We start from the raw sequence: 23,133 nt of genomic DNA on the forward strand, positions 1-23,133 counted from the left end.
AACGGGTTTCCTCACATTTTTTGCTAGCAAATGATTGGAGAACGAAATGACCTACGAAGAGCTGATCAAACGGCTGGACCCCGCTGTTTATCAGAGCCTCAAGCGCGCCCTTGAGCTGGGCAAGTGGCCGGATGATCGTAAACTGAGTGACGAGCAGCGGTCGATCTGCATGGAGGCCGTTATTTATTACGAAGACCACCACAACACACCGATGGAAGAGCGGGTTGGTTACCTTGACCGCGGCGAAAAGGCGGGGACTGCGTGCGATCCCAGCGTGTCGCGCACAGCAGGGAAATCGTCAAACGGTACCGCTGGCTCAGATCAGTACTTTGAGGTGAAGTCTTGACCGCATTGGTTGATGTGACCGGTCGCCTGCGCAAGATGCCTGCAGAGGCCGGTGATCCGGTCAGCTATACCATCCGGGTGGGCGATACCCTCATCCCCCTTAATGAGATGGTCGGGTACCCGTTGCAGTTTGATTTCGATGGCGTGATACGCTGCATCAACTGTGATCGTAAGACCAACAAGAGTTTCAGCCAGGGTTACTGCTATCCCTGTTTTCGCAAGTTGGCCGCCTGTGACAGCTGCATCATGAGCCCGGAAAAATGCCATTACCATGAGGGCACCTGCCGTGAGCCGGAGTGGGGAGAGACTCACTGCATGATTGAGCATGTGGTGTATCTGGCTAATTCGTCCGGTCTCAAGGTGGGCATAACCCGTGGTTCTCAGGTGCCAACTCGCTGGATAGACCAGGGTGCCGTCGATGCCATCCCGATGGTCCGGGTGACTACCCGACAGTTAGCAGGTTTTGTGGAAGTCGCGTGCAAGAAGTACGTCGCGGACCGAACCAACTGGCGGGCCATGCTTAAAGGCGACGTGCCGGATCTGGATCTGGTTGAAGAGCGTCGCCGCATGCTGGAGCTGGTCGCCGACGATTTGTCGGAATTGCGCGCCGCCCACGGTGAGAACAGTATCCGGGCTGTCGATGAAGACGGGTTGGCTCTGAGCTATCCGGTCGAGGTATGGCCCCGGACGGTAAAAACTCATAATCTGGACAAGTCGCCCTCGGCGGACGGCGTGCTCCAGGGGATCAAGGGCCAATACCTGATTCTGGATACCGGTGTTATCAATATCCGTAAATACACCGGTTATGAAGTCCGCTTCCGGGTCTTCCCAAACCACTGAGCCCGGCCCAACGAATTCTGGAGAAAGTGAATGCGTACCAGTCAGCCACAGACCATTTTCCTCAAGGATTACCGCGTGCCCGCCTTTCTGGTGGACCATGTGGATCTGCGTTTTGAACTGTTTGAAGATGGGGCCAGGGTTCACTGTACCCTGGCCATGCGCCGGAATCCCGACAGCGATTCCTCGGACAAGAGCCTTGAACTCGACGGCGACAGCCTGACCACACTTGAATCGGTGAGCCTGGATGGCAAACCCCTGGAGGGCAGCGCCTACGAGGACCGTGACGACAAACTCACCCTTCATGAAGTGCCGGATCAGTTTAATCTGGGGATCGTGACCTGGATCGAACCCCAGAACAACACGCGCCTGGAAGGCCTGTACAAATCGTCGGGCATGTTCTGTACCCAGTGTGAAGCCGAAGGCTTCCGCTGCATTACGTACTTTCCTGACCGGCCCGATGTGATGGCCCGTTTCCGCACCCGTGTTGAGGCGGATAAAACCCGCTATCCCATCCTGCTGTCCAACGGCAACGATGTTGAAAAGGGCGATCTGGCCGACGGCAGGCATTTTGTCACCTGGGAAGACCCATTCCCGAAGCCTTGCTACCTGTTTGCTCTGGTGGCCGGTGACCTCCTGGAGAAGCGGGACACCTTTAAGACAATGTCAGGTCGTGACATTGATCTGCGCATGTACGTTGAGCCCCGCAACGCCGAGAAGTGCGACCACGCCATGGACTCCCTGAAACGCGCCATGCGCTGGGACGAGGAGGTGTATGGCCGCGAGTACGATCTGGATATTTTCATGATCGTCGCAGTGGATGACTTCAACATGGGCGCCATGGAGAACAAGGGGCTGAACATTTTCAACTCCTCGTGCGTACTGGCCAGCCAGGAAACCGCGACGGACATGGCGTTCCAGCGCATCGAGTCGATCGTGGCCCACGAGTATTTCCACAACTGGTCCGGTAATCGCGTGACCTGTCGCGACTGGTTCCAGCTTAGCCTGAAAGAAGGCTTCACGGTGTTTCGGGATTCCTGTTTTTCTGCCGATGTGGGTTCGCCCACCGTCAAGCGGATTGAGGATGCGACCATGCTTCGTACCGCTCAGTTCGCCGAGGATGCGGGGCCAATGGCACACCCGGTTCGCCCGGAATCCTATATGGAGATCACGAACTTCTACACGCTGACCATCTACGAGAAAGGTTCGGAAGTGGTGGGCATGATCCATACGCTGCTGGGCCCCGATCTGTTCCGCAAAGGCAGTGACCTGTACTTTGAGCGGCATGACGGTCAGGCGGTGACAACAGACGACTTTGTCCGCGCCATGGAGGATGCCAGTGGTCGTGACCTGTCGCAGTTCCGTCTCTGGTACGAGCAGTCTGGCACGCCAGAGCTGACAGTGCGGGATGAGTTTGATGACGCTGCTGGCATCTATCGCCTGACCATCAAACAGTCGATTCCGGATACACCGGGACAGACCGATAAGAAGCCGCAGCACATCCCGTTTGCCATCGGCCTTCTGGGTGCCGAGGGTGAGTCGTTGCCACTGAAGCTGGCTGCAGATGATGCCGATGCGCCAACGGACCGGGTCCTGGAGTTGACCGACGCCAGTCATACCTTCGAATTCCACGGCTTGTCGGAGCGGCCAGTGCCTTCATTGTTGCGGGGGTTCTCGGCGCCGGTGCGGGTATTCTACCCGTGGACACGGGAGCAGCTCACCTTCCTGATGAGCCATGACTCGGACGGTTTCAATCGCTGGGACGCGGGACAGCGCCTGGCGGTGGACGTCATCAACTCACTGGTGTCGTCCACCGATGGGAACGTGGACGCCGGCCTGGTTGAGGCGTATCGCAGCCTGTTGGCGGACTCGTCTCTGGATCAGGCGCTGGTTGCCAAAATGCTGCAACTGCCATCCGAAGCCTATCTGATCGAACTGGCTGATCAGCCCAACGTACCTGCCATCCACAGAGCCCGTGAACGCGTGCTTGCGCATCTGGCGAGATCGCTGAGGGACGAGCTTCTGGCCTGCTATCACCGCAACACCCTGAGCGGTCACTACGAGGTGACGCCGGAGGCCGTGGCGCGTCGAAGCTTGCGGAATACCGCCCTGGCCTGGCTCCTGCACATCGATGATGAAGAGGGCCGGACGCTGGCGACAAGCCAGTTTAACGAGGCCGATAACATGACGGATCGTATGGGAGCCCTTCGTGCCCTGGTGAACTCCGGTTACGAAAAAGAGCAGGAGCAGGCACTCGCAGACTTCTACCAGCAGTGGAAGGACGACCCCCAGGTGGTTGAGCAATGGTTCGCGGTGCAGTCGGGCAGTACCCGCACCGGAGGCTTGCGCAAAGTCCATGAACTGATGGAGCACCCGGCGTTCGACTGGAAGAACCCCAACAAGATCCGCTCGGTGATCGGGGTGTTTGCCGGCCAGAATCTCCCTGCCTTTCACGCAGAGGATGGAGCCGGTTATCAGTTCCTGGCGGAGCAGGTGCGAAAACTGGATGACAGTAACCCACAGATTGCGGCCAGGCTGGTGTCTCCGCTGACGCGCTGGCGCAAATTCGCGCCGGTTCACGGCGAGCAGATGAAATCGGCGCTGGAGACCGTTCGTGACAAGTCTGGATTGTCGCGGGATGTCTACGAGGTGGTTCACAAGAGCCTTGCCGGCCAATAGGGAAGCGAGATCGCTGGGGTATCCGTCTGCCGCAACGCGGGGCCTGTCACAGGCGGATACAAAATCGCACTTTCGGTCGATAGACAATATCGGCCAATCGGCTACTCTGTCAGGAGCCGATATTCCATGACAACACAATAAGAAAAGCCTTCTACAGGGCTTTCAGACAGGTTTAAGGTTAAAAAATGACATACAAGAACAATGTGATTTTGGGCAGTCTGTTTGCTCTTTCGGTTTTTGCCATGCCAGCCAGTTCCGCCGTTTCCAGTAGTGAAGCCGCTCGACTGGGTCAGGATCTTACCCCGTTTGGCTCCGTGAAAGCCGGCAACGAGGCAGGCACCATTCCCGCGTGGACGGGTGGCCTCACCGAAGCCCCTACCGGATATGAGGGTAGTGGTCAGCACCATATCAACCCTTTCCCGGACGATGAGGTGTTATTCACCATCAGCGCGTCCAACATGGATCAGTATGACGAGTACCTGACCGACGGCCTCCGCGCCATGCTCGACACCTATCCGACGACCTTCCGTATTCCGGTCTACAAAAGCCGTCGCACACACGCGGTGCCGGATTGGGTTGCTGAAAACACCAGGGAAAATGCCGTAGATGCTGAGGTAGTGGGTAAAGGCGAGGGGATCGATGGCGCCTTTGCCGGTTATCCTTTCCCCATCCTGCACGGTAATAATGAGCAAAAAGCCTGGCAGGTAATCTGGAATCACCTGACTCGCTGGCGTGGCGTTTCCGTAACCCGCCGTTCAAGCGAAGTGGCAGTGCAGCCGGATGGCGATTACTCCCTTGTGACCTCTCAGCAGGAAGCCTTCTTCAATTACTACAACCCTGAGGGTAGTGAAGAAGAACTCGATAACGTTATTTTCTATTATCTGTCGTTCACCCAGTCGCCACCCCGTCTCGCCGGTGGTGCCATCCTGATCCATGAAACTCTGAACCAGATTATCAACCCGCGTAATGGTTGGGGTTACAACGCCGGCCAGCGCCGTGTTCGCCGTGCACCCAACCTGGGCTATGACTCTCCGATTGCAGCCGCAGATAATCTGCGAACAGCCGATGACACCGATATCTTTAACGGTGCCCTGGACCGCTACAATTGGGAATATGAGGGTATGCGGGAGATCTACGTTCCCTACAACAATTACCGCATCGGTGAGCAGGGCACGCCTTACTCCGAAATCCTGGGTATTTCCCACCTGAATCCGGACCTCACCCGTTGGGAGCTCCATCGGGTGCATGTTGTGGAAGCGACCCTGAAGGAAGGGGAGCGCCATATTTACGGCAAGCGTCGCTTCTATGTGGATGCCGATAGCTGGAACACCTTGCTGCTGGACCAGTACGATGGCCGCGGTGAGCTCTGGCGCGTAACCATGGGCCTGGCGAAAAACTATTATGAATTGCCTGGCGTATGGACAGTGCTGGATGTGTACCATGACCTTCAGGCCCGTCGTTATCACGTGCTGGGCCTGGATACCGAAGAGGGTTCCACCCGTAAGTTTACCAACGACGTGCCCAACCGACGGTATTTCTCGCCGGCTTCCCTGCGTCGCAGGAGTGTGCGTTAACGTCTTGACTCGCTGTTGGAACACGATTTTCGCCAGAGACGGATGGCGACGGATATACCGGTGGTCGGAAGGTCACCGGTATATTCATAGTATTGGCCGGTGCGACCGGTAAAATCAGAGTGACACAGTTCAACACAACATATAGGCAATCTGAATGGCTACAAGGTTGATGTGCAAGACTCTGGGAGCGGCCTGTCTTGGACTATCCATGGCATTGTCCGCGCCCACGGTGTTTGCGCTTGCAGATATCATCGAAACCCCATCCCGGCCAACTGCGCTTGCGCCAGAGCATCTGCTCAATGATGTCGACACGGCGGGCGAACGAATCGTGGCAGCCGGTGTGCGTGGTCATATCATTTTTTCCGATGATGATGGTGAAAGTTGGGTGCAGGGTGAAGTTCCGGTATCCGTCACATTGACCGGCGTGGATTTTGGCACTGAACAGCATGGCTGGGCCGTTGGGCACAGTGGTGTTGTTCTCCATTCAGACGATGCGGGCGAAAACTGGGAGCTCCAGCTCACCGGTGTCCGGGCTGCTGAATTGGCGATTGAAAGTCGCCAGGAGCAGATCGACGAAATGAAGCAGAAACTGGAAGAAGCCCCGGAGGACGAGAAAGACGACCTCGATTGGGCGTTGGGTGATCTGTATTTCTCGCTGGAAAACCTGCAGGCGGATCTTGAAATCGGCCCGGTGAACCCATTTCTGGATGTTTGGTTCGAAAATGAGAACCACGGTTTCGTTGTTGGTGCCTATGGCATGTTTTTGCGCACGACGGACGGCGGAAAGACCTGGAAAGACTGGGCGCCGAAGCTTGAAAACCCCAGCAGTTTTCACCTGAACAGTATTGGCCAGATCACTGGCGGTGGCCTGGTGATCGTCGGTGAGGCTGGGCAGATTTTCGTGTCCGTCGATGGCGGTGACAGCTGGGAGAGACGTGAGAGCCCCTATGAGGGCTCCCTGTTCGGAGCAATCGGAACCGGTAATGTGAATGAGATACTCGCATTCGGTTTGCGTGGGAACATCTTCTTTTCATCCGACCTGGGCAGAAGCTGGAAAGTGGTGCCCAGTGAGTCGGACGCAACCCTCAATGATGGCACGGTGTCCGAAGACGGCCGTATCACGTTGGTTGGCAATGGTGGCGCAGTGCTAATGAGCACCAACGGTGGAGATACCTTCCGTCCCTACTTCCGGGATGATCGGGAAGGGGTGATGGATGTTGTCCCCGTATCGGGAACCAATCTGCTGATTGTGGGCGAGGGTGGCGTGAAGCACACCGACGCCCGCGGCAAGAATCTTCAATAACGCCCTGATGCGGCACCAACAGATAGAAAATTAGAGGGGCTTTTGAATGTCGAACCCGAAGCACGACAAGGGCGAGCATTACCTGACTACACCGAAGGCAGAACCGTTCCTGGAACGGCTGATCTTCAACAATCGGGCCATCATCCTGATTGCCTTTTTCTTCCTGACGCTGTTCCTTGGCTACAACGCGGTCAAGATTGAGCCGGATGCCAGTTTCGAGCGGATGATTCCGTTGGAGCATCCCTACATCGTCAATATGCTTGAGCACCGGGACGATCTGGAGAACCTGGGTAACTTTGTGCGTATCGCCGTGGAAGTGGAAGAGGGCGATATCTTCACAGCCGAGTATATGGAAACCCTGAAGCAGATCACCGATGAGGTGTTCTATCTCAACGGGGTGGACCGTTCCGGATTGAAATCACTCTGGACCTCCAACGTTCGCTGGGTTGAGGTGACTGAGCAAGGGTTCCAGGGCGGCACCGTGATCCCGGACGGTTACGATGGCTCCCGGGCCACCCTTGAACAGCTGCGTCAGAACGTACTCCGTTCGAACGAAGTAGGGCGCCTGATTTCCGACAACTTCCGTTCTACCATCGTGTACGCGCCGCTTTATGAGAACAACCCTGAAACTGGCGAGCCGCTGGACTACGGTGAGTTCTCGCGCCAGTTGGAAGAAAAGATCCGGGACAAGTACGAGGCGCAGAATCCGAACATTGAAATTCACATCGTCGGTTTCGCCAAGAAAGTGGGCGACCTCATTGAGGGTATTGGTTCCATTGCCTGGTTTGCGGGCATCACCATTATCCTGACGACCCTGTTGCTGTTCGGGTACTCACGTTGCATTACCGGAACACTGGTTCCGGTGTTCACCTCCATCATCGCGGTGTTCCTGCAACTGGGCACATTGAGGCTGTTGGGGTATGGCCTGGACCCTTACTCGGTTCTGGTTCCGTTCCTCGTATTTGCCATCGGCATCAGTCATGGCGTTCAGATTGTGAATGCCATGGCGGTGGAAGCGGCGAAAGGGTTTGATTCCGTTACCGCGGCCCGCCTTGCGTTCCGGGCGCTCTACATCCCGGGCATGCTGGCTCTGATTTCAGATGCCTTCGGCTTCCTGACTCTGTTCTTCATCGAGATCGATGTTATCCGGGATCTGGCCGTTGCCGCCGGCATCGGTGTGGCGTTCGTCATTCTGACCAACCTGGTATTGCACGTATTGATCATGTCGTACCTTGGTATCTCCAAGGGCGGTGTTCGTCATGTGCAGAATCATGGTGAAAAGCAGGACCGCAAGTGGCGCGTCATGTCTTACTTCGCACATCCCGGTGTGGCACCGATTTCTCTGTTGATAGCGGTTATTGGCCTGGGTCTTGGCCTTTATTACAAGCAAGGCCTGAAAGTCGGTGACCTTGATCAGGGTGCGCCGGAGCTGCGGGCCGATTCCCGCTACAACAAGGACAATGCCTACATCATCGACAACTACTCAACGAGTGCCGATGTGTTGGTCGTGATGGTGAAAACCGAGGAAGAGCAGTGTACCCAGTACAACGTTCTCCGCGCGATGGACAACCTTCAGTGGGAGCTTCAGAACACGCCTGGCGTGCAGTCCTCGGCGTCTTTGGCCGATGTGTCCAAGATTGTTACCAAAGCACTGAACGAGGGTAACTGGAAGTGGTATGAGATTTCCCGCAACCAGACTATTATCAATGCCTCGATCCGTGAGGCACCGGCAGGCCTGATCAATACCAATTGTGATCTGACACCGGTGCTTGTTTTCCTTGAGGATCACAAGGCAGAAACGCTGGAAACAGTCACCGAACGCGTTGAGGAGTTCGCCAGCAACAATAACAACGACGAATACACGTTCATGCTGGCCGCCGGTAATGCGGGCGTCGAAGCTGCCACGAACGATGTCATCTCAAGTGCGAAGAACATGATGTTGATCTTCGTCTACGGTGTGGTCGCGTCATTGTGCCTGCTGACGTTCCGTTCTATCCGTGCGGTTCTGTGTATTCTGATCCCACTGGGCCTGACGTCGATCCTGGCCGAGGCGATCATGGCGGTATCAGGCATTGGTATCAAGGTAGCGACGTTGCCGGTTATTGCGCTGGGCGTGGGTATTGGTGTCGACTACGGTATCTATATCTACAGCAAGCTCGAGAAGTTCCTGTTGGAGGGCAAGACACTCCAGGAAGCATACTTCGAGACCCTGAGGTCTACTGGTAAGGCGGTTATCTTTACCGGTGTCACGCTGGGTATCGGTGTGGTTACCTGGATCTTCTCGCCGATCAAGTTCCAGGCGGATATGGGGCTGTTGCTGTTCTTCATGTTCATCTGGAACATGGTGGGCTCTATCTGGCTGCTGCCGGCCCTGGCGCGTTTCCTCCTGCGCCCGGATCGAATGGTTGCCAAGGCCCGCGCGAACAAATAAGATTCGCGACCGCTTGATCAAAAAAGCCCGCTCTGCGGGCTTTTTTGTTTTTTTGCTCAAGTGGTTAGCGAGCTAACCCTTGCTTTATTTATATCGCAAAGTGGTCTATGTTTTAAGGCGAAAGTGAGGAGTGTCCGTTTCGTTACGCGGGCCCAAAAAAGCAATAATGAACAGATAAGGGAAAAGTCATGGCACTGAAACAGAAATTTTCCGCACTTGCAGTTGCAGCAGCGGTCAGCCTTGGAACCGCTTCGACAGCGGTTACCGCGCAGGAGCAGAAATTTGTCACCATCGGTACCGGGGGCGTAACCGGTGTGTACTATCCGGCTGGTGGTGCGATTTGTCGCCTGGTTAACATGGATCGTAAGGAACATGGTATTCGCTGCTCTGTAGAGAGCACCGGTGGTTCGGTCTATAACCTGAACGCGATTCGCCAGGGTGAGCTGGACCTGGCGGTAGCCCAGTCTGACTGGCAGTACCACGCCTACAACGGCACCAGTCAGTTCGAGGAAGATGGAAAGAACGAGAAGCTGCGTGCTGTATTCTCGCTGCACCCCGAGCCATTCACGGTGGTTGCCAGCAAGGGGTCTGGTATCAAGACGTTTGAAGATCTTGCAGGCAAGCGCGTGTCCGTCGGTAACCCCGGTTCCGGCCAGCGCGCCACAGCAGAAGTGCTGATGGACGAAATGGGCTGGACCATGGACAAGTTCTCGCTTCCGGCGGAACTGAAGGCTGCGGAGCAATCCCAGGCTCTGTGTGATGGCAATATTGATGCATTCTTCTACACCGTTGGGCACCCCTCCGGTGCGATCAAGGAAGCGACCACGTCCTGTGACAGTGTGATCGTCAGCGTCAATAACGAAGCGACCAAGAAGCTGGTTGCAGACAACCCATACTACCGTGAAGCGGTGATCCCGGGTGGTATGTATCGTGGTTCTGACGATGACGTGACCACGTTTGGTGTGGCGGCAACGTTTGTCTCGTCTACCGAGGTATCTGAGGACGTAGTGTACGAAGTGGTCAAGGCTGTATTCGAGAACTTTGACAGCTTCAAGCGCCTGCACCCTGCGTTTGCCAACCTGAAGAAAGAAGAAATGGTATCCGACGCGTTGAGTGCACCTCTGCACCCGGGCGCGGCGAAGTACTATAAAGAAGCCGGCCTGATCGACTGATCCTGTAACCGGTAAAACGACACCGCGGGCAGGCCTGCCCGCGGTGTTCTGATCTCCGACCCGCTATATTCTTACAGGACCCAGCTATGACCAATAGCGAACCGAGAGCCGGGGATACCATCGACAGCAAGAAGGTTGCAGAGGTTCTCCAAACCGAGACCGGTGGAAGGGCTGCGACCGGTACGGCTGCAAAGATTCTCTTTGTTGTCCCTCTGCTCTGGTCCCTCTTTCAGCTATGGATAGCGTCACCGCTCCCCTACATTGTTGAGTTCGGTGTTTTTAACTCGACGGAAGCAAGATCCATTCATCTCGCCTTTGCAGCGTTCCTCGCGTTTGCGGCTTATCCCATGATTCGTGGCAGGAATGTTGACCACGTACCGGTTTACGACTGGATTCTTGCCCTGGCTGCCGCTTTTGCAGCCTCTTATCTGTATCTGTTTTATGACCAGCTTGCGACGCGTCCGGGCTCGCCGATTACCCAGGACCTGATCATTGCACTTGGTGGTCTGGTACTGCTGCTGGAAGCAACTCGCCGCGCACTGGGGCTGCCGCTGACCATCGTTGCTGGTGTGTTCCTTATCTACGCGCTGGCCGGCCCCTATATGCCGGATGTGATTTCCCACAAAGGGGCCAGTCTGAGCAAGCTGTCTTCCCATATGTGGCTGGGTACGGAAGGCGTGTTTGGCGTCGCTCTCGGCGTTTCCACCAGTTTTGTTTTCCTGTTCGTGTTATTCGGTGCGCTGCTGGAACGGGCAGGGGCGGGCAACTACTTTATCCAGGTTGCCTACGCCATGCTCGGGCACATGCGCGGCGGTCCCGCCAAGGCTGCGGTGGTATCCAGTGGTCTGAGCGGTGTGATTTCAGGTTCGTCCATCGCCAACGTGGTGACAACCGGCACCTTTACCATCCCCCTGATGAAGCGGGTTGGTTTCCCCGCTACCAAGGCGGGTGCTGTTGAGGTAGCTGCATCCACTAACGGTCAGTTGACGCCTCCCATTATGGGCGCGGCAGCCTTCCTGATGGTTGAGTACGTGGGCATTTCCTACCTGGAAGTGATCAAACACGCCATCCTGCCAGCGTTGATCTCCTACGTGGCGTTGATCTACATCGTTCACCTTGAGGCCTGTAAGCTCAAGATGAAGGGTATTGAACGTCCGAATCGCCCGACTCTCGCGCAGCGTATGCTGAACTGGGTTGTGATTCTGATCGGCCTGAGTGCTCTCACGTTCATCGTGTATTACGGCATTGGATGGCTGAAGGTGCTTCTGGGCGAAGCGGCTGTGTGGGTTCTCGGGCCGCTGCTACTGCTCATTTATATCGGACTGGTCTGGTACTCCACCCGCTTTCCGGAACTGGCTCAGGACGATCCTGAATCCTCAATGGATACACTGCCTGACGTGGGGCCAACGGTTAAGACCGGCTTGTACTTCCTGTTGCCAGTGGTTGTCCTGGTCTGGTGCCTGACTGTTGAGCGGTTTTCGCCCCAGCTATCAGCATTCTGGGCCACGGTGTTTATGATTTTCATCGTGATCACTCAGCAGCCACTGAAAGCGTTTTTCCGCAAAAAAGGTCACTTCCTTGCGGAAACAAAAACCGGCCTCGTTGACCTCACCCTCTCGCTGGTAACTGGCGCGAGGAATATGGTTGGTATCGGTGTGGCGACAGCCACCGCCGGCATTGTGGTGGGCACGGTGACGCTGACAGGCATTGGCCTGGTGATGACCCAGTTTGTGGAGTTCATCTCCGGCGGCAACCTGTTGCTGATGCTGGTTTTCACAGCGATTATCAGTCTGATTCTGGGTATGGGGCTGCCTACGACCGCCAACTACATCGTGGTTTCCACCCTGATGGCTCCGGTTATCGTGACACTGGGCGCCCAGAATGGCTTGTTGGTGCCTTTGATCGCTGTCCATCTGTTCGTGTTCTATTTCGGCATACTGGCGGATGATACGCCGCCCGTGGGGCTGGCCGCCTACGCGGCGGCGGCTATCTCCGGGGCGGACCCGATACGAACGGGTGTGCAGGGCTTCACGTACGATATTCGGACAGCGATTCTGCCCTTCATGTTCATCTTCAACACCCAGTTGTTGTTGATTGGCCTGACGGGTTGGGTGGATTTGCTGGTGACGGTTGCCAGTGCGGTGACGGCCATGCTGGTCTTCTCGGCGGCCACTCAGGGTTACTGGTTTACCAAGAGCTACAAGTGGGAGTCGGCTCTGCTGCTGCTGATCACGTTTACCCTGTTCCGTCCAGGGTATTGGTGGGACATGGTCTACCCGGCAACGCAGGACAGGCCGGGTACCGAGGTGATTGAGCATATTGAAAATGTGCCCGCAGGCGAGTCCCTGGTAGTGCAGGCATCGGGCATGTCCCTGAGTGGTGACGAAGTTTCCACCTATCTCAGTCTGGAGCTACCCGCAGCGGAATCCCCGGAGGCGAGACTGGCGAGCGCTGGCCTTGAGCTGTCGCGTCAGGATGACACGATGGTGGTGGATTTCGTTGGCTATGGTAGCCAGGCAGAGAACGCCGGCGTCAGCTTCGGCTGGACCATTGATGCCGTGCAGGTTGAGAATGAGCGCCCGCCGAAGGAACTTATGTTCATTCCCGCGCTTATACTGCTTGGTCTTGTCGCGTTCGGCCAATTGCGGCGACGCACACCCGAAGAGGCCAGCGCCTACGGCTGACCCTTTTCCCCTTAAAAGCCCGGCATTAACCTGCCGGGCTTTTTTCTGTTAAACTCCTGCGCGCAACGGTCCGCGGTTTGTATCGCGGCCAACCGTCAACATGTGGTCTTTGGTACGGATCACCTCTGAGTCCCTAGGAGCCTACTATGCCTGTTGTTACCCTGCCGGATGGCAGTCACCGCAGTTTTGCCGAATCTGTTACCGTTCACGATGTCGCCGCAGACATTGGTGCCGGGCTTGCCAAGGCCGCCATTGCCGGCCGTGTAAATGGCCAACTGGTCGATACCAGCTTCCCGATTGAAGAAGACGCTGAGCTTGCCATTGTCACCGAGCGTGATGAAGACGGCGTCGACATTATCCGCCACTCCACCGCACATCTCCTGGCCATGGCGGTCAAGGAACTGTTTCCTTCCGCTCAGGTGACTATTGGTCCGGTTGTGGATAACGGGTTCTATTACGATTTCAAATTCGACCGGCCGTTCACCAATGAAGACCTGAGCCGGATCGAAAAGCGCATGGAAGAGCTGGCCAAGCAGGATATTCCGGTGTCCCGATCGGTCATGTCCCGTGACGAAGCTGTCCGTCTGTTTGATGAGATGGGCGAGGAATACAAGGTTCGAATCATTGAGGATATTCCCGGTGAGGAAGATCTGTCCTTCTACCGCCAGGGTGACTTTATCGATCTGTGTCGTGGCCCTCACGTGCCCAACACCGGCAAGCTCAAGGCCTTCAAGCTGACCAAGGTTGCCGGCGCCTACTGGCGCGGTGATACCAGCAACGAGCAGTTGCAGAGGGTGTATGGCACTGCCTGGGGCAACAAGAAAGACCTGAAGGCCTATCTGCATCGCCTGGAAGAGGCCGAGAAGCGCGACCACCGCAAGATCGGCAAGAAATTGAGCCTGTTCCACATGCAGGAAGAGGCCCCGGGCATGGTGTTCTGGCATCCGGATGGCTGGTCCCTGTATCAGGAGATCGAGCAGTACATGCGCCGCAAGCAGCATGAGCATGGTTACCAGGAGATCAAGACGCCGCAGGTGGTTTCCAGGGCGCTTTGGGAAAAGTCAGGGCACTGGGACAAGTTCAAGGACGACATGTTTACCACGGAGTCCGAGAAGCACGATTACGCCATCAAGCCGATGAACTGTCCTTGCCATGTGCAGGTTTTCAACCAGGGCCTGAAAAGCTACAAGGACCTGCCTCTGCGTCTGGCCGAGTTCGGTTCCTGTCACCGTAACGAGGCGTCTGGTGCCTTGCATGGTTTGATGCGGGTTCGCGGATTTACCCAGGACGATGCCCACATATTCTGCGAAGAGGATGCCATTCAGCAGGAAGTGTCTGACTTTATCGGCATGCTCCACGAGATTTATGCGGATTTCGGGTTTACGGAGATTCTTTACAAGCTCTCAACCCGTCCTGAAAAGCGGGTTGGCTCGGACGAAGTCTGGGACAAAGCGGAAGCCGCGCTGGAAGAAGCATTGAACCGGGAAGGCGTTGATTGGGAGCTTTTGCCGGGTGAGGGCGCCTTTTATGGCCCGAAAATCGAGTTTTCGCTGAAAGACTGCATCGGACGGGTGTGGCAATGTGGTACCATTCAGGTCGATTTTTCCATGCCGGGACGGCTGGGTGCCCAATATGTGGCAGATAACTCCGAGCGCAAGACGCCGGTGATGTTGCACAGGGCGGTTCTTGGTTCGTTCGAGCGCTTTATTGGTATCCTCATCGAGGAATACGAGGGCGCTTTCCCGACATGGCTTGCGCCAACGCAGATCGCGGTGCTGAATATTACCGACAATCAGCGGGATTATTGCCAGAATCTTGCGAAAAAGTGGGATTCCCTTGGCTATAGGGTTAATGCTGACTTGAGAAACGAGAAGATCGGCTTTAAAATCCGCGAGCATACTATTAACAAAGTTCCCTTCCTTGTTGTTATCGGCGACAAAGAAGTTGAAAACAACGCCGTTGCGGTGAGAACCCGCAAGGGTGAGGATCTGGGAACTTTATCGCTGGAAGCGTTTGAGCAGCTGATGGCTGACGAAATCAATCGCAAAGGCAGAACCAAAACGGAGATCTGATTATTAAACAGCGAGCGAATCGGGGGCGCACTCCAAAAGCGCCGATCAACGAGAACATTGACGCAACTGAAGTCCGTCTGATCGATGCCGAAGGCAATCAGGTCGGTGTCGTACCGATTGAAGATGCACTCAAGCAGGCTGAAGAAGCGTCTCTTGACCTGGTTCAGGTTACGGATTCCGATCCGATCGTCTGTAAGATAATGGACTACGGCAAGAAAATCTTCGATGAGAAGAAGGCCAAAGCGGCTGCCAAGAAAAAGCAGAAGCAGACGCAGGTCAAAGAGCTTAAGTTCCGGCCAGGAACTGAAGAAGGGGATTATCAGGTCAAACTACGCAACCTGGTACGTTTCCTTGAAAACGGGGACCGCGGCAAAATCACTATCCGCTTCCGTGGGCGTGAGATGGCACACCAGGAAATTGGTATGAAGCTCATGAACAGGATCGAAGTGGATATTGAAGAGCTTGCCCAGGTAGAACAGCGGCCGAAAATGGAAGGCCGCCAGATGACCATGGTAGTGGCCCCCCGTAAAAAGAAGTGAACCTGATCCGGTGCTGATCCCCCGCGGTCGCGGGGGATTTGTCGTTCAGGGGCACATTGATATCACTTAAAAACAGAATGCGGAGTTTTAAAAATGCCCAAGATGAAAACCAAAAGCGGGGCCACCAAGCGGTTCAAGAAGACCGCTACTGGCTTTAAGCATAAGCAGTCCTTCACCAGTCATATCTTGACCAAGAAGAGCCCGAAGCGTAAGCGTCAGCTCCGTGGTACCAAGTTGATTGCCAAGTCCGATGTGGCTTCAATCAAACGTATGACGGCGTGCTGATTCAGCCGCTAGCCATTTCTTTTTAGGTTTAAAGGTAGAAGGATTAACGTATGCCTCGCGTAAAACGTGGTGTGGTTGCACGCCGTCGTCATAAAAAGATTCTCAGTCAGGCCAAGGGTTATTACGGAGCGCGTAGCCGCGTCTTCCGCGTAGCCAAACAGGCGGTTATCAAGGCCGGTCAGTACGCTTACCGTGACCGTCGTAACCGTAAGCGCTCGTTCCGCGCACTGTGGATTGCCCGTATCAATGCTGGCGCCCGTGCCAACGGCCTGTCTTACAGCCGTCTGATTGCTGGCCTGAAGAAGGCCAATGTTGAGATCGACCGTAAAGTTCTGGCCGACCTGGCCATGAACGAGCAGCAGGCGTTTACCGCTGTTGTTGAGAAGGCCAAAGCGTCTCTGTGATCGCTTAGCTCTTTCATCGGTTAACCGATCGATTCAGGCGTCTCCATGGGTTCATGAAGACGCCTTCTGATAGGGGAAGGGCGCGCTCTTCCCCTATTTTTGTTTAGAGTGATTCCATTTCTGGATTGGAGCAGGGTCAATGGAAAACCTGGATCAACTCGTTCAGGACGGCCTGGCGGCGGTTGAAAGTGCCGACAGTTTGCAGGCACTGGATCAGATTCGTGTTGAATACCTTGGCAAGAAGGGTGTGATCACCCAGCAGGCGAAGACACTGGGTAAGCTGTCTGCGGAAGAACGTCCCGCCGCCGGCCAGAAGATCAACGACGCCAAGGGGCAGGTGGAGCAGGCTATCAACGCCCGCCGTACAGACCTTGAGCGCGCCGCCATCGAGCAAAAACTCGCCAGTGAATCCATTGATGTGACGCTTCCCGGGCGAGGCCAGGATCTGGGTGGTTTGCATCCGGTTACCCGCACCCTTCAGCGTATTGAGCAATTTTTCTCCCGCGCGGGCTATACCGTGGAGCAGGGGCCGGAAATCGAAGACGACTATCACAACTTCGAAGCTCTCAACATTCCCGGCCACCATCCGGCCCGTGCCATGCATGACACGTTTTACTTCAATCCCGGCACATTGCTGCGAACCCACACCTCACCGGTTCAGATTCGCACCATGGAAGATGGCAAGCCACCTTTTCGGATGATTTGCCCCGGCCGCGTCTACCGCTGCGACTCGGATATGACCCACACTCCCATGTTTCACCAGGTGGAAGGGTTGTTGGTCGAGAAAGACGTGAGCTTTGCGGACTTGAAGAGCACCGTTGAGGAATTCCTGCGGGTATTCTTCGAGCGCGACCTGGAAGTGCGATTCCGCCCGTCCTATTTCCCGTTCACGGAGCCGTCCGCCGAGGTGGATATCGAATGGGGGCGCGAAGAGGATGGCAGCATCAAATGGCTGGAAGTGATGGGCTGCGGCATGGTTCACCCCAAAGTATTCGAGCATTGCGGTATCGATGCCGAGGAATATCGTGGCTTTGCGTTTGGTCTGGGCGTAGAGCGCCTTGCCATGCTTCGCTATGGCGTGAATGACCTGCGCATGTTCTTTGAGAACGACCTCCGCTTTCTGCGGCAGTTCCGTTGAACACGCCATCAAGGTAAACGAACTAACAGGCAACACCGCATCAGGACAAGGCAGATACCATGAAATTCAGTGAACAGTGGCTACGCGAATGGGTCAATCCGGCGAATGATACCCAGGCATTGATGGATCAGATCACCATGGCGGGTCTGGAAGTTGACGGATTTGAGCCGGTAGCCGGCAAGTTCAGTGGCATTGTTGTGGGTGAGGTTGTGTCGGTATCGCCTCATCCCGATGCGGATAAGCTTCGGGTTTGTCAGGTCAGTGATGGTGCTCAAACGGTACAGGTGGTTTGCGGTGCGCCCAACGTGCGCGACGGCCTGAAGGTGCCGTTTGCCGTCGTCGGAGCGGTGTTGCCGGGCGACTTCAAGATCAAGAAGGCCAAGCTGCGTGGGCAACCTTCGGAAGGAATGCTGTGCTCAGAGTCAGAGCTTGGCCTTTCGGACAGCCATGACGGCCTGATGGAGTTGCCGGACGATGCGCCGGTAGGCCAGGAGCTGAGTGAGTTTCTCAAGTTGAACGACGTCACCATCGATGTGGATCTGACGCCGAATCGCAGTGATTGCCTGTCGATCAAAGGGATCGCCCGGGAAGTCGGGGTACTGAACAGCCTTGTGGTTGAGGGGCCGGAAATTCTCCCCGTGGAAGCAGTGCACTCAGAGGTGCCTGACATCGCCGTGAAAGACCCCGAAGGCTGCCCCCGGTATCTGGGGAGAATCCTGCGCAACGTGGACCTTAGCATTGAATCCCCACTGTGGATGCAGGAAAAGCTTCGCCGCTCCGGGATCCGCTCTATCGACGCTGCGGTGGATGTTACCAACTATGTGATGCTTGAACTGGGTCAGCCCCTACACGCCTTTGACCGTGAGGAAATAGAGGGTGGCATTGTTGTGCGCCGGGCAATGCAGGGTGAAAAGTTGGTATTGCTGGATGGACAGGAAGTGGAACTGACCCCGGATACCCTGGTTATCGCGGATCACGCCAAGCCGATAGCGATTGCCGGTGTGATGGGTGGCGAGCATTCCGGAGTGAGTGAGCGAACCCGCGACCTGATCCTTGAGGCTGCCTATTTTGATCCGATTACTCTGGCGGGTAAGGCGCGCCACTATGGCCTTCACACGGACGCTTCACATAGGTTCGAGCGTGGCGTGGACTACGAGCTTGCCCGCGATGCCATGGAGCGTGCAACGGCATTGTTGATGTCCATCGTGGGTGGCGAGCCTGGGGATATTGTCGAGGTTGTCAGCAAGCAGGACTTGCCTGAAGACCGCACGGTGGACCTTCGGGAGACACGTGTTGCCGACGTGTTGGGGCTGGAGATCGACCGCACTACGGTGGAAGAAATTCTGACCCGTCTGGGCCTTCATATCGATAAGCTGCTGAAGGATGGCTGGCGGGTACACGTGCCGAGTTTCCGCCCGGATATCAGTATCGAAGAGGATCTGATCGAAGAAATTGGACGGATATACGGTTACAACAACCTGCCGGTCACGGAACCCACGGGATCACTCGGCCTTCGCACGCAGGAAGAGGCCGTCCGCCCGGTATCGGCTATCCAGAACTATTTCGTGACGTGTGGATACCAGGAAGCGATTACCTACAGCTTTGTAGACCCGAAGGTTCAGGGCCTGATTGATCCAGAGCGGGAAGGCATTGCGCTGGCAAACCCGATTTCGTCGGATCTGTCTGTCATGCGCACGAGCCTCTGGAGCGGACTGCTGAAAACCGTGGCTTACAATCAGAACCGTCAGCAACCTCGAATTCGGCTGTTCGAAACCGGGCTCCGTTTCGTGAAAGACGGCGACCGGATTGATCAGCAGCCCATGCTCGCTGGGGTGATCGCAGGTGGGCAATTGCCAGAGAATTGGGCAAACGGTCGCAGAAACGCCGATTTCTTTGACGTAAAAGGAGAGCTGGAGAGTCTGTTCCAGCTCCTTGGTATCGAGGTTCAGTTCCTTGCCAGTCAGCATCCCGCATTGCACCCGGGCCAGACGGCGGAGTTGATGCGGGACGGAGAACATGTAGGCTGGCTGGGCACATTGCACCCACAAGTGCAGAAAAAACTGGAACTTAATGGCACGATTCTGATGTTTGAGCTATTCTTGAATTCGGTCGTTTCTGGATATGTGCCTAATTTCAAAGATATTTCAAAATTCCCAGAAGTTCGGCGGGATTTGGCTATTATTATCGGAAGCGACGTGGGGTTTGCAGACGTCGAGCGTGTAGCGAAAAAGCACGCCGGGGAGCACCTCACGGCTTTGCGTGCGTTTGATGTTTATGAAGGTGAAAGCCTGGGTGAAGGCAACCGAAGCCTCGCTCTCAGCCTGTTCTGGCAGCATCCCGAGCGCACACTAAATGAAGAAGAGGTGCATTCGCTCTTCAACGGTGTGATTGACGCACTGCGCGAAGAGTTGGGGGCAACACTGAGGAGTTAGCAGATGGCGGCTTTGACGAAAGCGGAGATGGCAGAGCGGTTGTACGAGGAGTTGGGTCTCAACAAACGTGAAGCCAAGGAAATGGTGGAAGCTTTTTTCGACGAGATCAGAGGCGCTCTCAGCCACAACGAACAGGTGAAGTTGTCGGGATTTGGTAACTTTGATCTGCGTGACAAGAAACAGCGGCCGGGACGGAACCCGAAGACCGGTGAGGAAATTCCGATCAGTGCACGGCGTGTTGTTACGTTCCGCCCGGGACAAAAACTAAAACAGAAAGTAGAAGCGTATGCTGGAACCCAGTCATAACAACGAATTACCCACGATACCGGGGAAGCGTTATTTCACCATTGGTGAAGTTGCCGAACTTTGTGCTGTAAAAGCGCACGTGCTCAGATACTGGGAGCAAGAGTTCCCTCAGCTTTCTCCGGTCAAGCGCCGTGGCAACCGCCGCTACTATCAGCGTGCCGATGTCATTACCATCCGCCAGATCCGCAGCCTGTTGTATGATCAGGGCTACACCATTGGCGGGGCCAAGCAGAAGCTCAGCAGCCACGAGGTGAAAGACGATACCTCCCAGTACAAGCAGCTGATCCGGCAGATGATTACCGAACTGGAAGATGTTCTCGACGTGCTCAATACGCCGGTGAAGTGAGACGTTTTTGAAGCTGAAAGCCGAAGGTTCGCCTTCGGCTTTTTTGTTGGTGGCAGTCGCCGAAATGAACAAATAGGTCGTATAGTTGACCGACACTCACACCGGAGAATAACAGCATGATTGGATACGTAACGATTGGCGTCAGTGATATGTCCCGAGCCAAGGCCTTTTACTCGGAACTGTTGGGAGATATCGGCGCTAGGGTCCTTCTGGATATGGGCCGCATTGCGTTTATTGGGGAGAGTATGAAGGCGCCGATGCTGGCCGTGTGCACTCCCTACGATGGCGAACCCAATCAGCCGGGCAATGGCAATATGGTCGCCATTCACCCAGGGTCCAAGGAGGCGGTAGATGCCCACTACAAGCGAGCGTTGGAGTTGGGTGCGAGCTGTGACGGCGAGCCTGGCCAGCGGATCCCTGATCAGTTCTATGGCGCCTACGTGAGAGACCTGGACGGTAACAAGCTGGCCTTCTTCCACTTTGGCTAGCAGTCGTCTGTGAAAACAACAAAGCCCGGGCCTTTCGGCCCGGGCTTTGTGTAGGGAATTTGGTCGGGACGGTAGGATTTGAACCTACGACCCCTTGCACCCCATGCAAGTGCGCTACCAAGCTGCGCTACGCCCCGAAATTGCCAGTGGCCAGAGAGAAACTTGAGAGATATCTCAGTGGCTTAGCGGGAGCGAAGTCTACACCAGCCTCGGATAAAAATAAACATCCAATCGCCGAATTCTTCGGGCATTTCTATCGCAGTTTGGTTTCTCGAAGCTGACGAATAAACTCCGGCGGATCGAAGCTGTCCGGGGTAGCGTTCGGCCAGTAGGTATCAAACACTCTTTCACCGGTCTCTCCTTCCAGAAGGGCACCCGGCTCCAGAAAGGGAAACAGGTCCATATAGGAATGGGTTTCCGTCTTGGAGGTGCGGCGGATGATGTGTTCCGGCCCAAGTTCGGAGGGGTGCTTGAGCCCTGACGCCTCAAGCAGGTTCATCAAGGCTTCCAGGGTGTTCTTGTGATAGTTGTAAACACGCTGGCTCTTATCCTGAACATCAAGCTTTTGGCTTCGCCTTGGGTCTTGGGTTGCAACACCGCTGGGGCATTTTCCTGTATGGCAACTGAGCGCCTGTATGCAGCCGAGAGAGAACATGTAGCCCCTTGCCGCGTTACACCAGTCTGCCCCCAGGGCCAGGGTCCGGGCTATGTTGAATGCTGAGGTGATCTTGCCCGCAGCGCCAATGGCAATGTGTTCGCGCAGGTTGGTGCCCACGAGTGTGTTGTGTACCAGCAACAGGGCCTCCGTCATGGGTGTTCCAATACGGTTGATGAACTCCAGAGGAGCCGCGCCGGTGCCGCCTTCACCGCCATCCACAACGATGAAATCGGGTGTTTTTCCTGTCTCCAGCATGGCCTTGACGATGGCGAACCACTCCCAGGGATGGCCTATAGCCAGTTTGAAGCCCACCGGTTTGCCGCCCGATAGCTCACGGAGTTTCTCCAGAAACTCGAGAAATTCCCTGGGTGTAGAGAACGCTGAATGGCTTGCCGGGGAAACGACATCCTTGCCAGCTTCGACGCCGCGGGCCTCGGCAATTTCCGGTGTCACTTTCTCGCCGGGAAGAATGCCCCCATGTCCAGGTTTGGCACCCTGGGATAGTTTGACCTCTATCATTTTTACCTGGTCGAGAGTGGCATTGCGGGCGAACCTCTCTTCGTTGAAAGTGCCGTCTTCGTTGCGACATCCGAAGTATCCGGAACCAATTTCCCAGACCAGATCTCCGCCCGGTTCCCGGTGATAGCGGGATATGGAGCCTTCGCCGGTATCGTGATAGAAGTTCCCCATTTTTGCGCCAGCATTGAGGCTCAGGATGGCATTGGCCGACAACGAGCCAAAACTCATCGCCGAGATGTTGAAGACGCTGGCGTTATAGGGCTTGGCGCACTGTTTGCCAATCACGATCCGGAAGTCAGCGTCTTTCAGTGCAGAAGGCTGGAGGGAATGGTTGATCCACTCAAAACCCTCGTCATACATACCTAACTGTGAGCCGAAAGGGCGCTTGTCGAGTACGTTCTTGGCTCGCTGGTAAACGATGGTGCGCTGTTCACGTGAAAAGGGGCGTTCGTCGGTGTCGGACTGGATGAAGTACTGGCGTATTTCCGGGCCAATCGATTCAAGAAAATATCGAAAATGGGCGAGGATGGGGTAATTTCGGCTAACAGTGCGTTTACGCTGAAGCAGATCCCATGTGCCGGTTGCCGCCAATCCCCCGAGCAGGACGGGGACGACATAAAACCAGCCCCCCCAGATGGTACTGGCCAGTAGAGAAACGATAAAGCCGGTCAGGCTCAGCGCATAAAGCGTATATCGGAAGGGGAAGGTTTCGGTTTTAGCCATAAACTCCTCTGAGTGGATGTGTAGTATGTTTGCAGAATATTAACAGTATAAGTGCGGGAGATACGTTCCCGTATGGCAAGACGGATCAAGGAGTAATTTGTACGAACACTGAAATATTGGTCTAAGATTGTTTTCAGGGCGTAAGTTGTCCGTTCTTTGATGTTTTGAACTCAAAGCAATAAGATGGCGAGCTTGTAA

General features: G+C 55.5%; 18 protein-coding genes and 1 tRNA gene. 17 read left to right on the forward strand and 2 right to left on the reverse strand.

Annotated features, from left to right (window positions below; genetic code table 11):
* The first annotated feature begins 46 nt into the window (after positions 1-46).
* The 17 genes from AAGD24_RS07270 (at position 47) to AAGD24_RS07350 (ending at position 21,035) form a co-directional block, all read left to right on the forward strand.
* Positions 47-346: a YeaC family protein gene (locus tag AAGD24_RS07270; protein ID WP_379866997.1), complete on the forward strand. Its 300-nt coding sequence runs from the start codon at positions 47-49 to the stop codon at positions 344-346.
* Positions 343-1,185 carry a DUF2797 domain-containing protein gene (locus AAGD24_RS07275; protein WP_085681349.1) on the forward strand — a complete coding sequence of 281 codons (843 nt, stop codon included), beginning with the start codon at positions 343-345 and terminating at the stop codon, positions 1,183-1,185. The genes AAGD24_RS07270 and AAGD24_RS07275 overlap by 4 nt, the downstream gene beginning before the upstream one ends.
* Positions 1,186-1,215: 30 nt before the next feature.
* Positions 1,216-3,861, forward strand: a complete 2,646-nt coding sequence (gene pepN, locus AAGD24_RS07280; RefSeq protein ID WP_036204599.1) for an aminopeptidase N — start codon at positions 1,216-1,218, stop codon at positions 3,859-3,861.
* A gap of 185 nt (positions 3,862-4,046) precedes the next feature.
* Entirely contained in the window at positions 4,047-5,435 is a 1,389-nt protein-coding gene (locus tag AAGD24_RS07285) for a DUF1329 domain-containing protein (protein ID WP_036204601.1), read from the forward strand.
* A 154-nt stretch (positions 5,436-5,589) separates the two neighbouring features.
* On the forward strand, positions 5,590-6,738 hold the full coding sequence (locus AAGD24_RS07290; RefSeq protein ID WP_379866999.1) for a YCF48-related protein: 1,149 nt from the start codon (positions 5,590-5,592) through the stop codon (positions 6,736-6,738).
* A 46-nt stretch (positions 6,739-6,784) separates the two neighbouring features.
* On the forward strand, positions 6,785-9,169 hold the full coding sequence (locus AAGD24_RS07295; protein WP_036204606.1) for an RND family transporter: 2,385 nt from the start codon (positions 6,785-6,787) through the stop codon (positions 9,167-9,169).
* Between the two features lie 188 nt (positions 9,170-9,357).
* Positions 9,358-10,341, forward strand: coding sequence for a TAXI family TRAP transporter solute-binding subunit (locus AAGD24_RS07300; RefSeq protein ID WP_036204607.1), 984 nt, complete (start codon positions 9,358-9,360; stop codon positions 10,339-10,341).
* A gap of 86 nt (positions 10,342-10,427) precedes the next feature.
* On the forward strand, positions 10,428-13,025 hold the full coding sequence (locus AAGD24_RS07305; RefSeq protein ID WP_379867001.1) for a TRAP transporter permease: 2,598 nt from the start codon (positions 10,428-10,430) through the stop codon (positions 13,023-13,025).
* Between the two features lie 146 nt (positions 13,026-13,171).
* Positions 13,172-15,097, forward strand: a complete 1,926-nt coding sequence (gene thrS / locus AAGD24_RS07310) for a threonine--tRNA ligase (RefSeq protein ID WP_075195580.1) — start codon at positions 13,172-13,174, stop codon at positions 15,095-15,097.
* The gene (infC, locus tag AAGD24_RS07315) at positions 15,094-15,636 is read left to right on the forward strand and encodes a translation initiation factor IF-3 (RefSeq protein ID WP_075195579.1); all 543 of its coding nucleotides are present in this window, start codon (positions 15,094-15,096) and stop codon (positions 15,634-15,636) included. The genes thrS and infC overlap by 4 nt, the downstream gene beginning before the upstream one ends.
* 93 nt (positions 15,637-15,729) lie before the next feature.
* Entirely contained in the window at positions 15,730-15,921 is a 192-nt protein-coding gene (gene rpmI / locus AAGD24_RS07320; protein ID WP_007151842.1) for a 50S ribosomal protein L35, read from the forward strand.
* Positions 15,922-15,971: 50 nt separating this feature from the next.
* Positions 15,972-16,325, forward strand: coding sequence for a 50S ribosomal protein L20 (rplT, locus tag AAGD24_RS07325; RefSeq protein WP_007151841.1), 354 nt, complete (start codon positions 15,972-15,974; stop codon positions 16,323-16,325).
* 139 nt (positions 16,326-16,464) lie between these two features.
* Positions 16,465-17,463, forward strand: coding sequence for a phenylalanine--tRNA ligase subunit alpha (gene pheS / locus AAGD24_RS07330; protein ID WP_036204614.1), 999 nt, complete (start codon positions 16,465-16,467; stop codon positions 17,461-17,463).
* A gap of 59 nt (positions 17,464-17,522) precedes the next feature.
* The gene (gene pheT / locus AAGD24_RS07335; protein ID WP_379867005.1) at positions 17,523-19,895 is read left to right on the forward strand and encodes a phenylalanine--tRNA ligase subunit beta; all 2,373 of its coding nucleotides are present in this window, start codon (positions 17,523-17,525) and stop codon (positions 19,893-19,895) included.
* Between the two features lie 3 nt (positions 19,896-19,898).
* Positions 19,899-20,201, forward strand: coding sequence for an integration host factor subunit alpha (gene ihfA, locus AAGD24_RS07340; protein ID WP_007151838.1), 303 nt, complete (start codon positions 19,899-19,901; stop codon positions 20,199-20,201).
* The gene (locus AAGD24_RS07345) at positions 20,182-20,547 is read left to right on the forward strand and encodes a MerR family transcriptional regulator (RefSeq protein ID WP_036204624.1); all 366 of its coding nucleotides are present in this window, start codon (positions 20,182-20,184) and stop codon (positions 20,545-20,547) included. The genes ihfA and AAGD24_RS07345 overlap by 20 nt, the downstream gene beginning before the upstream one ends.
* A 116-nt stretch (positions 20,548-20,663) precedes the next feature.
* Positions 20,664-21,035 carry a VOC family protein gene (locus AAGD24_RS07350; RefSeq protein WP_075195578.1) on the forward strand — a complete coding sequence of 124 codons (372 nt, stop codon included), beginning with the start codon at positions 20,664-20,666 and terminating at the stop codon, positions 21,033-21,035.
* A gap of 60 nt (positions 21,036-21,095) precedes the next feature.
* Here AAGD24_RS07350 and AAGD24_RS07355 read toward each other — a convergent pair.
* A tRNA-Pro gene (locus AAGD24_RS07355) sits at positions 21,096-21,172 on the reverse strand.
* A 116-nt stretch (positions 21,173-21,288) separates the two neighbouring features.
* Positions 21,289-22,935, reverse strand: a complete 1,647-nt coding sequence (locus AAGD24_RS07360) for an FMN-binding glutamate synthase family protein (protein WP_127400829.1) — start codon at positions 22,933-22,935, stop codon at positions 21,289-21,291.
* Positions 22,936-23,133 lie beyond the last annotated feature (198 nt).

The organism is Marinobacter sp. M5B (genome assembly GCF_042604615.1).
In the GTDB taxonomy this organism is placed as follows: Bacteria; Pseudomonadota; Gammaproteobacteria; order Pseudomonadales; family Oleiphilaceae; genus Marinobacter; species Marinobacter salarius.

Coding starts and splice junctions, on each gene's coding strand:
- AAGD24_RS07285 (WP_036204601.1), top strand. CDS start 4,047: ATGACATACAAGAACAATGTGATTTTGGGCAGTCTGTTTGCTCTTTCG.
- pepN (WP_036204599.1), top strand. CDS start 1,216: ATGCGTACCAGTCAGCCACAGACCATTTTCCTCAAGGATTACCGCGTG.
- thrS (WP_075195580.1), top strand. CDS start 13,172: ATGCCTGTTGTTACCCTGCCGGATGGCAGTCACCGCAGTTTTGCCGAA.
- AAGD24_RS07300 (WP_036204607.1), top strand. CDS start 9,358: ATGGCACTGAAACAGAAATTTTCCGCACTTGCAGTTGCAGCAGCGGTC.
- AAGD24_RS07360 (WP_127400829.1), bottom strand. CDS start 22,935: ATGGCTAAAACCGAAACCTTCCCCTTCCGATATACGCTTTATGCGCTG.
- AAGD24_RS07295 (WP_036204606.1), top strand. CDS start 6,785: ATGTCGAACCCGAAGCACGACAAGGGCGAGCATTACCTGACTACACCG.
- pheT (WP_379867005.1), top strand. CDS start 17,523: ATGAAATTCAGTGAACAGTGGCTACGCGAATGGGTCAATCCGGCGAAT.
- AAGD24_RS07270 (WP_379866997.1), top strand. CDS start 47: ATGACCTACGAAGAGCTGATCAAACGGCTGGACCCCGCTGTTTATCAG.
- ihfA (WP_007151838.1), top strand. CDS start 19,899: ATGGCGGCTTTGACGAAAGCGGAGATGGCAGAGCGGTTGTACGAGGAG.
- pheS (WP_036204614.1), top strand. CDS start 16,465: ATGGAAAACCTGGATCAACTCGTTCAGGACGGCCTGGCGGCGGTTGAA.
- AAGD24_RS07350 (WP_075195578.1), top strand. CDS start 20,664: ATGATTGGATACGTAACGATTGGCGTCAGTGATATGTCCCGAGCCAAG.
- rpmI (WP_007151842.1), top strand. CDS start 15,730: ATGCCCAAGATGAAAACCAAAAGCGGGGCCACCAAGCGGTTCAAGAAG.
- AAGD24_RS07305 (WP_379867001.1), top strand. CDS start 10,428: ATGACCAATAGCGAACCGAGAGCCGGGGATACCATCGACAGCAAGAAG.
- AAGD24_RS07345 (WP_036204624.1), top strand. CDS start 20,182: ATGCTGGAACCCAGTCATAACAACGAATTACCCACGATACCGGGGAAG.
- AAGD24_RS07290 (WP_379866999.1), top strand. CDS start 5,590: ATGGCTACAAGGTTGATGTGCAAGACTCTGGGAGCGGCCTGTCTTGGA.
- rplT (WP_007151841.1), top strand. CDS start 15,972: ATGCCTCGCGTAAAACGTGGTGTGGTTGCACGCCGTCGTCATAAAAAG.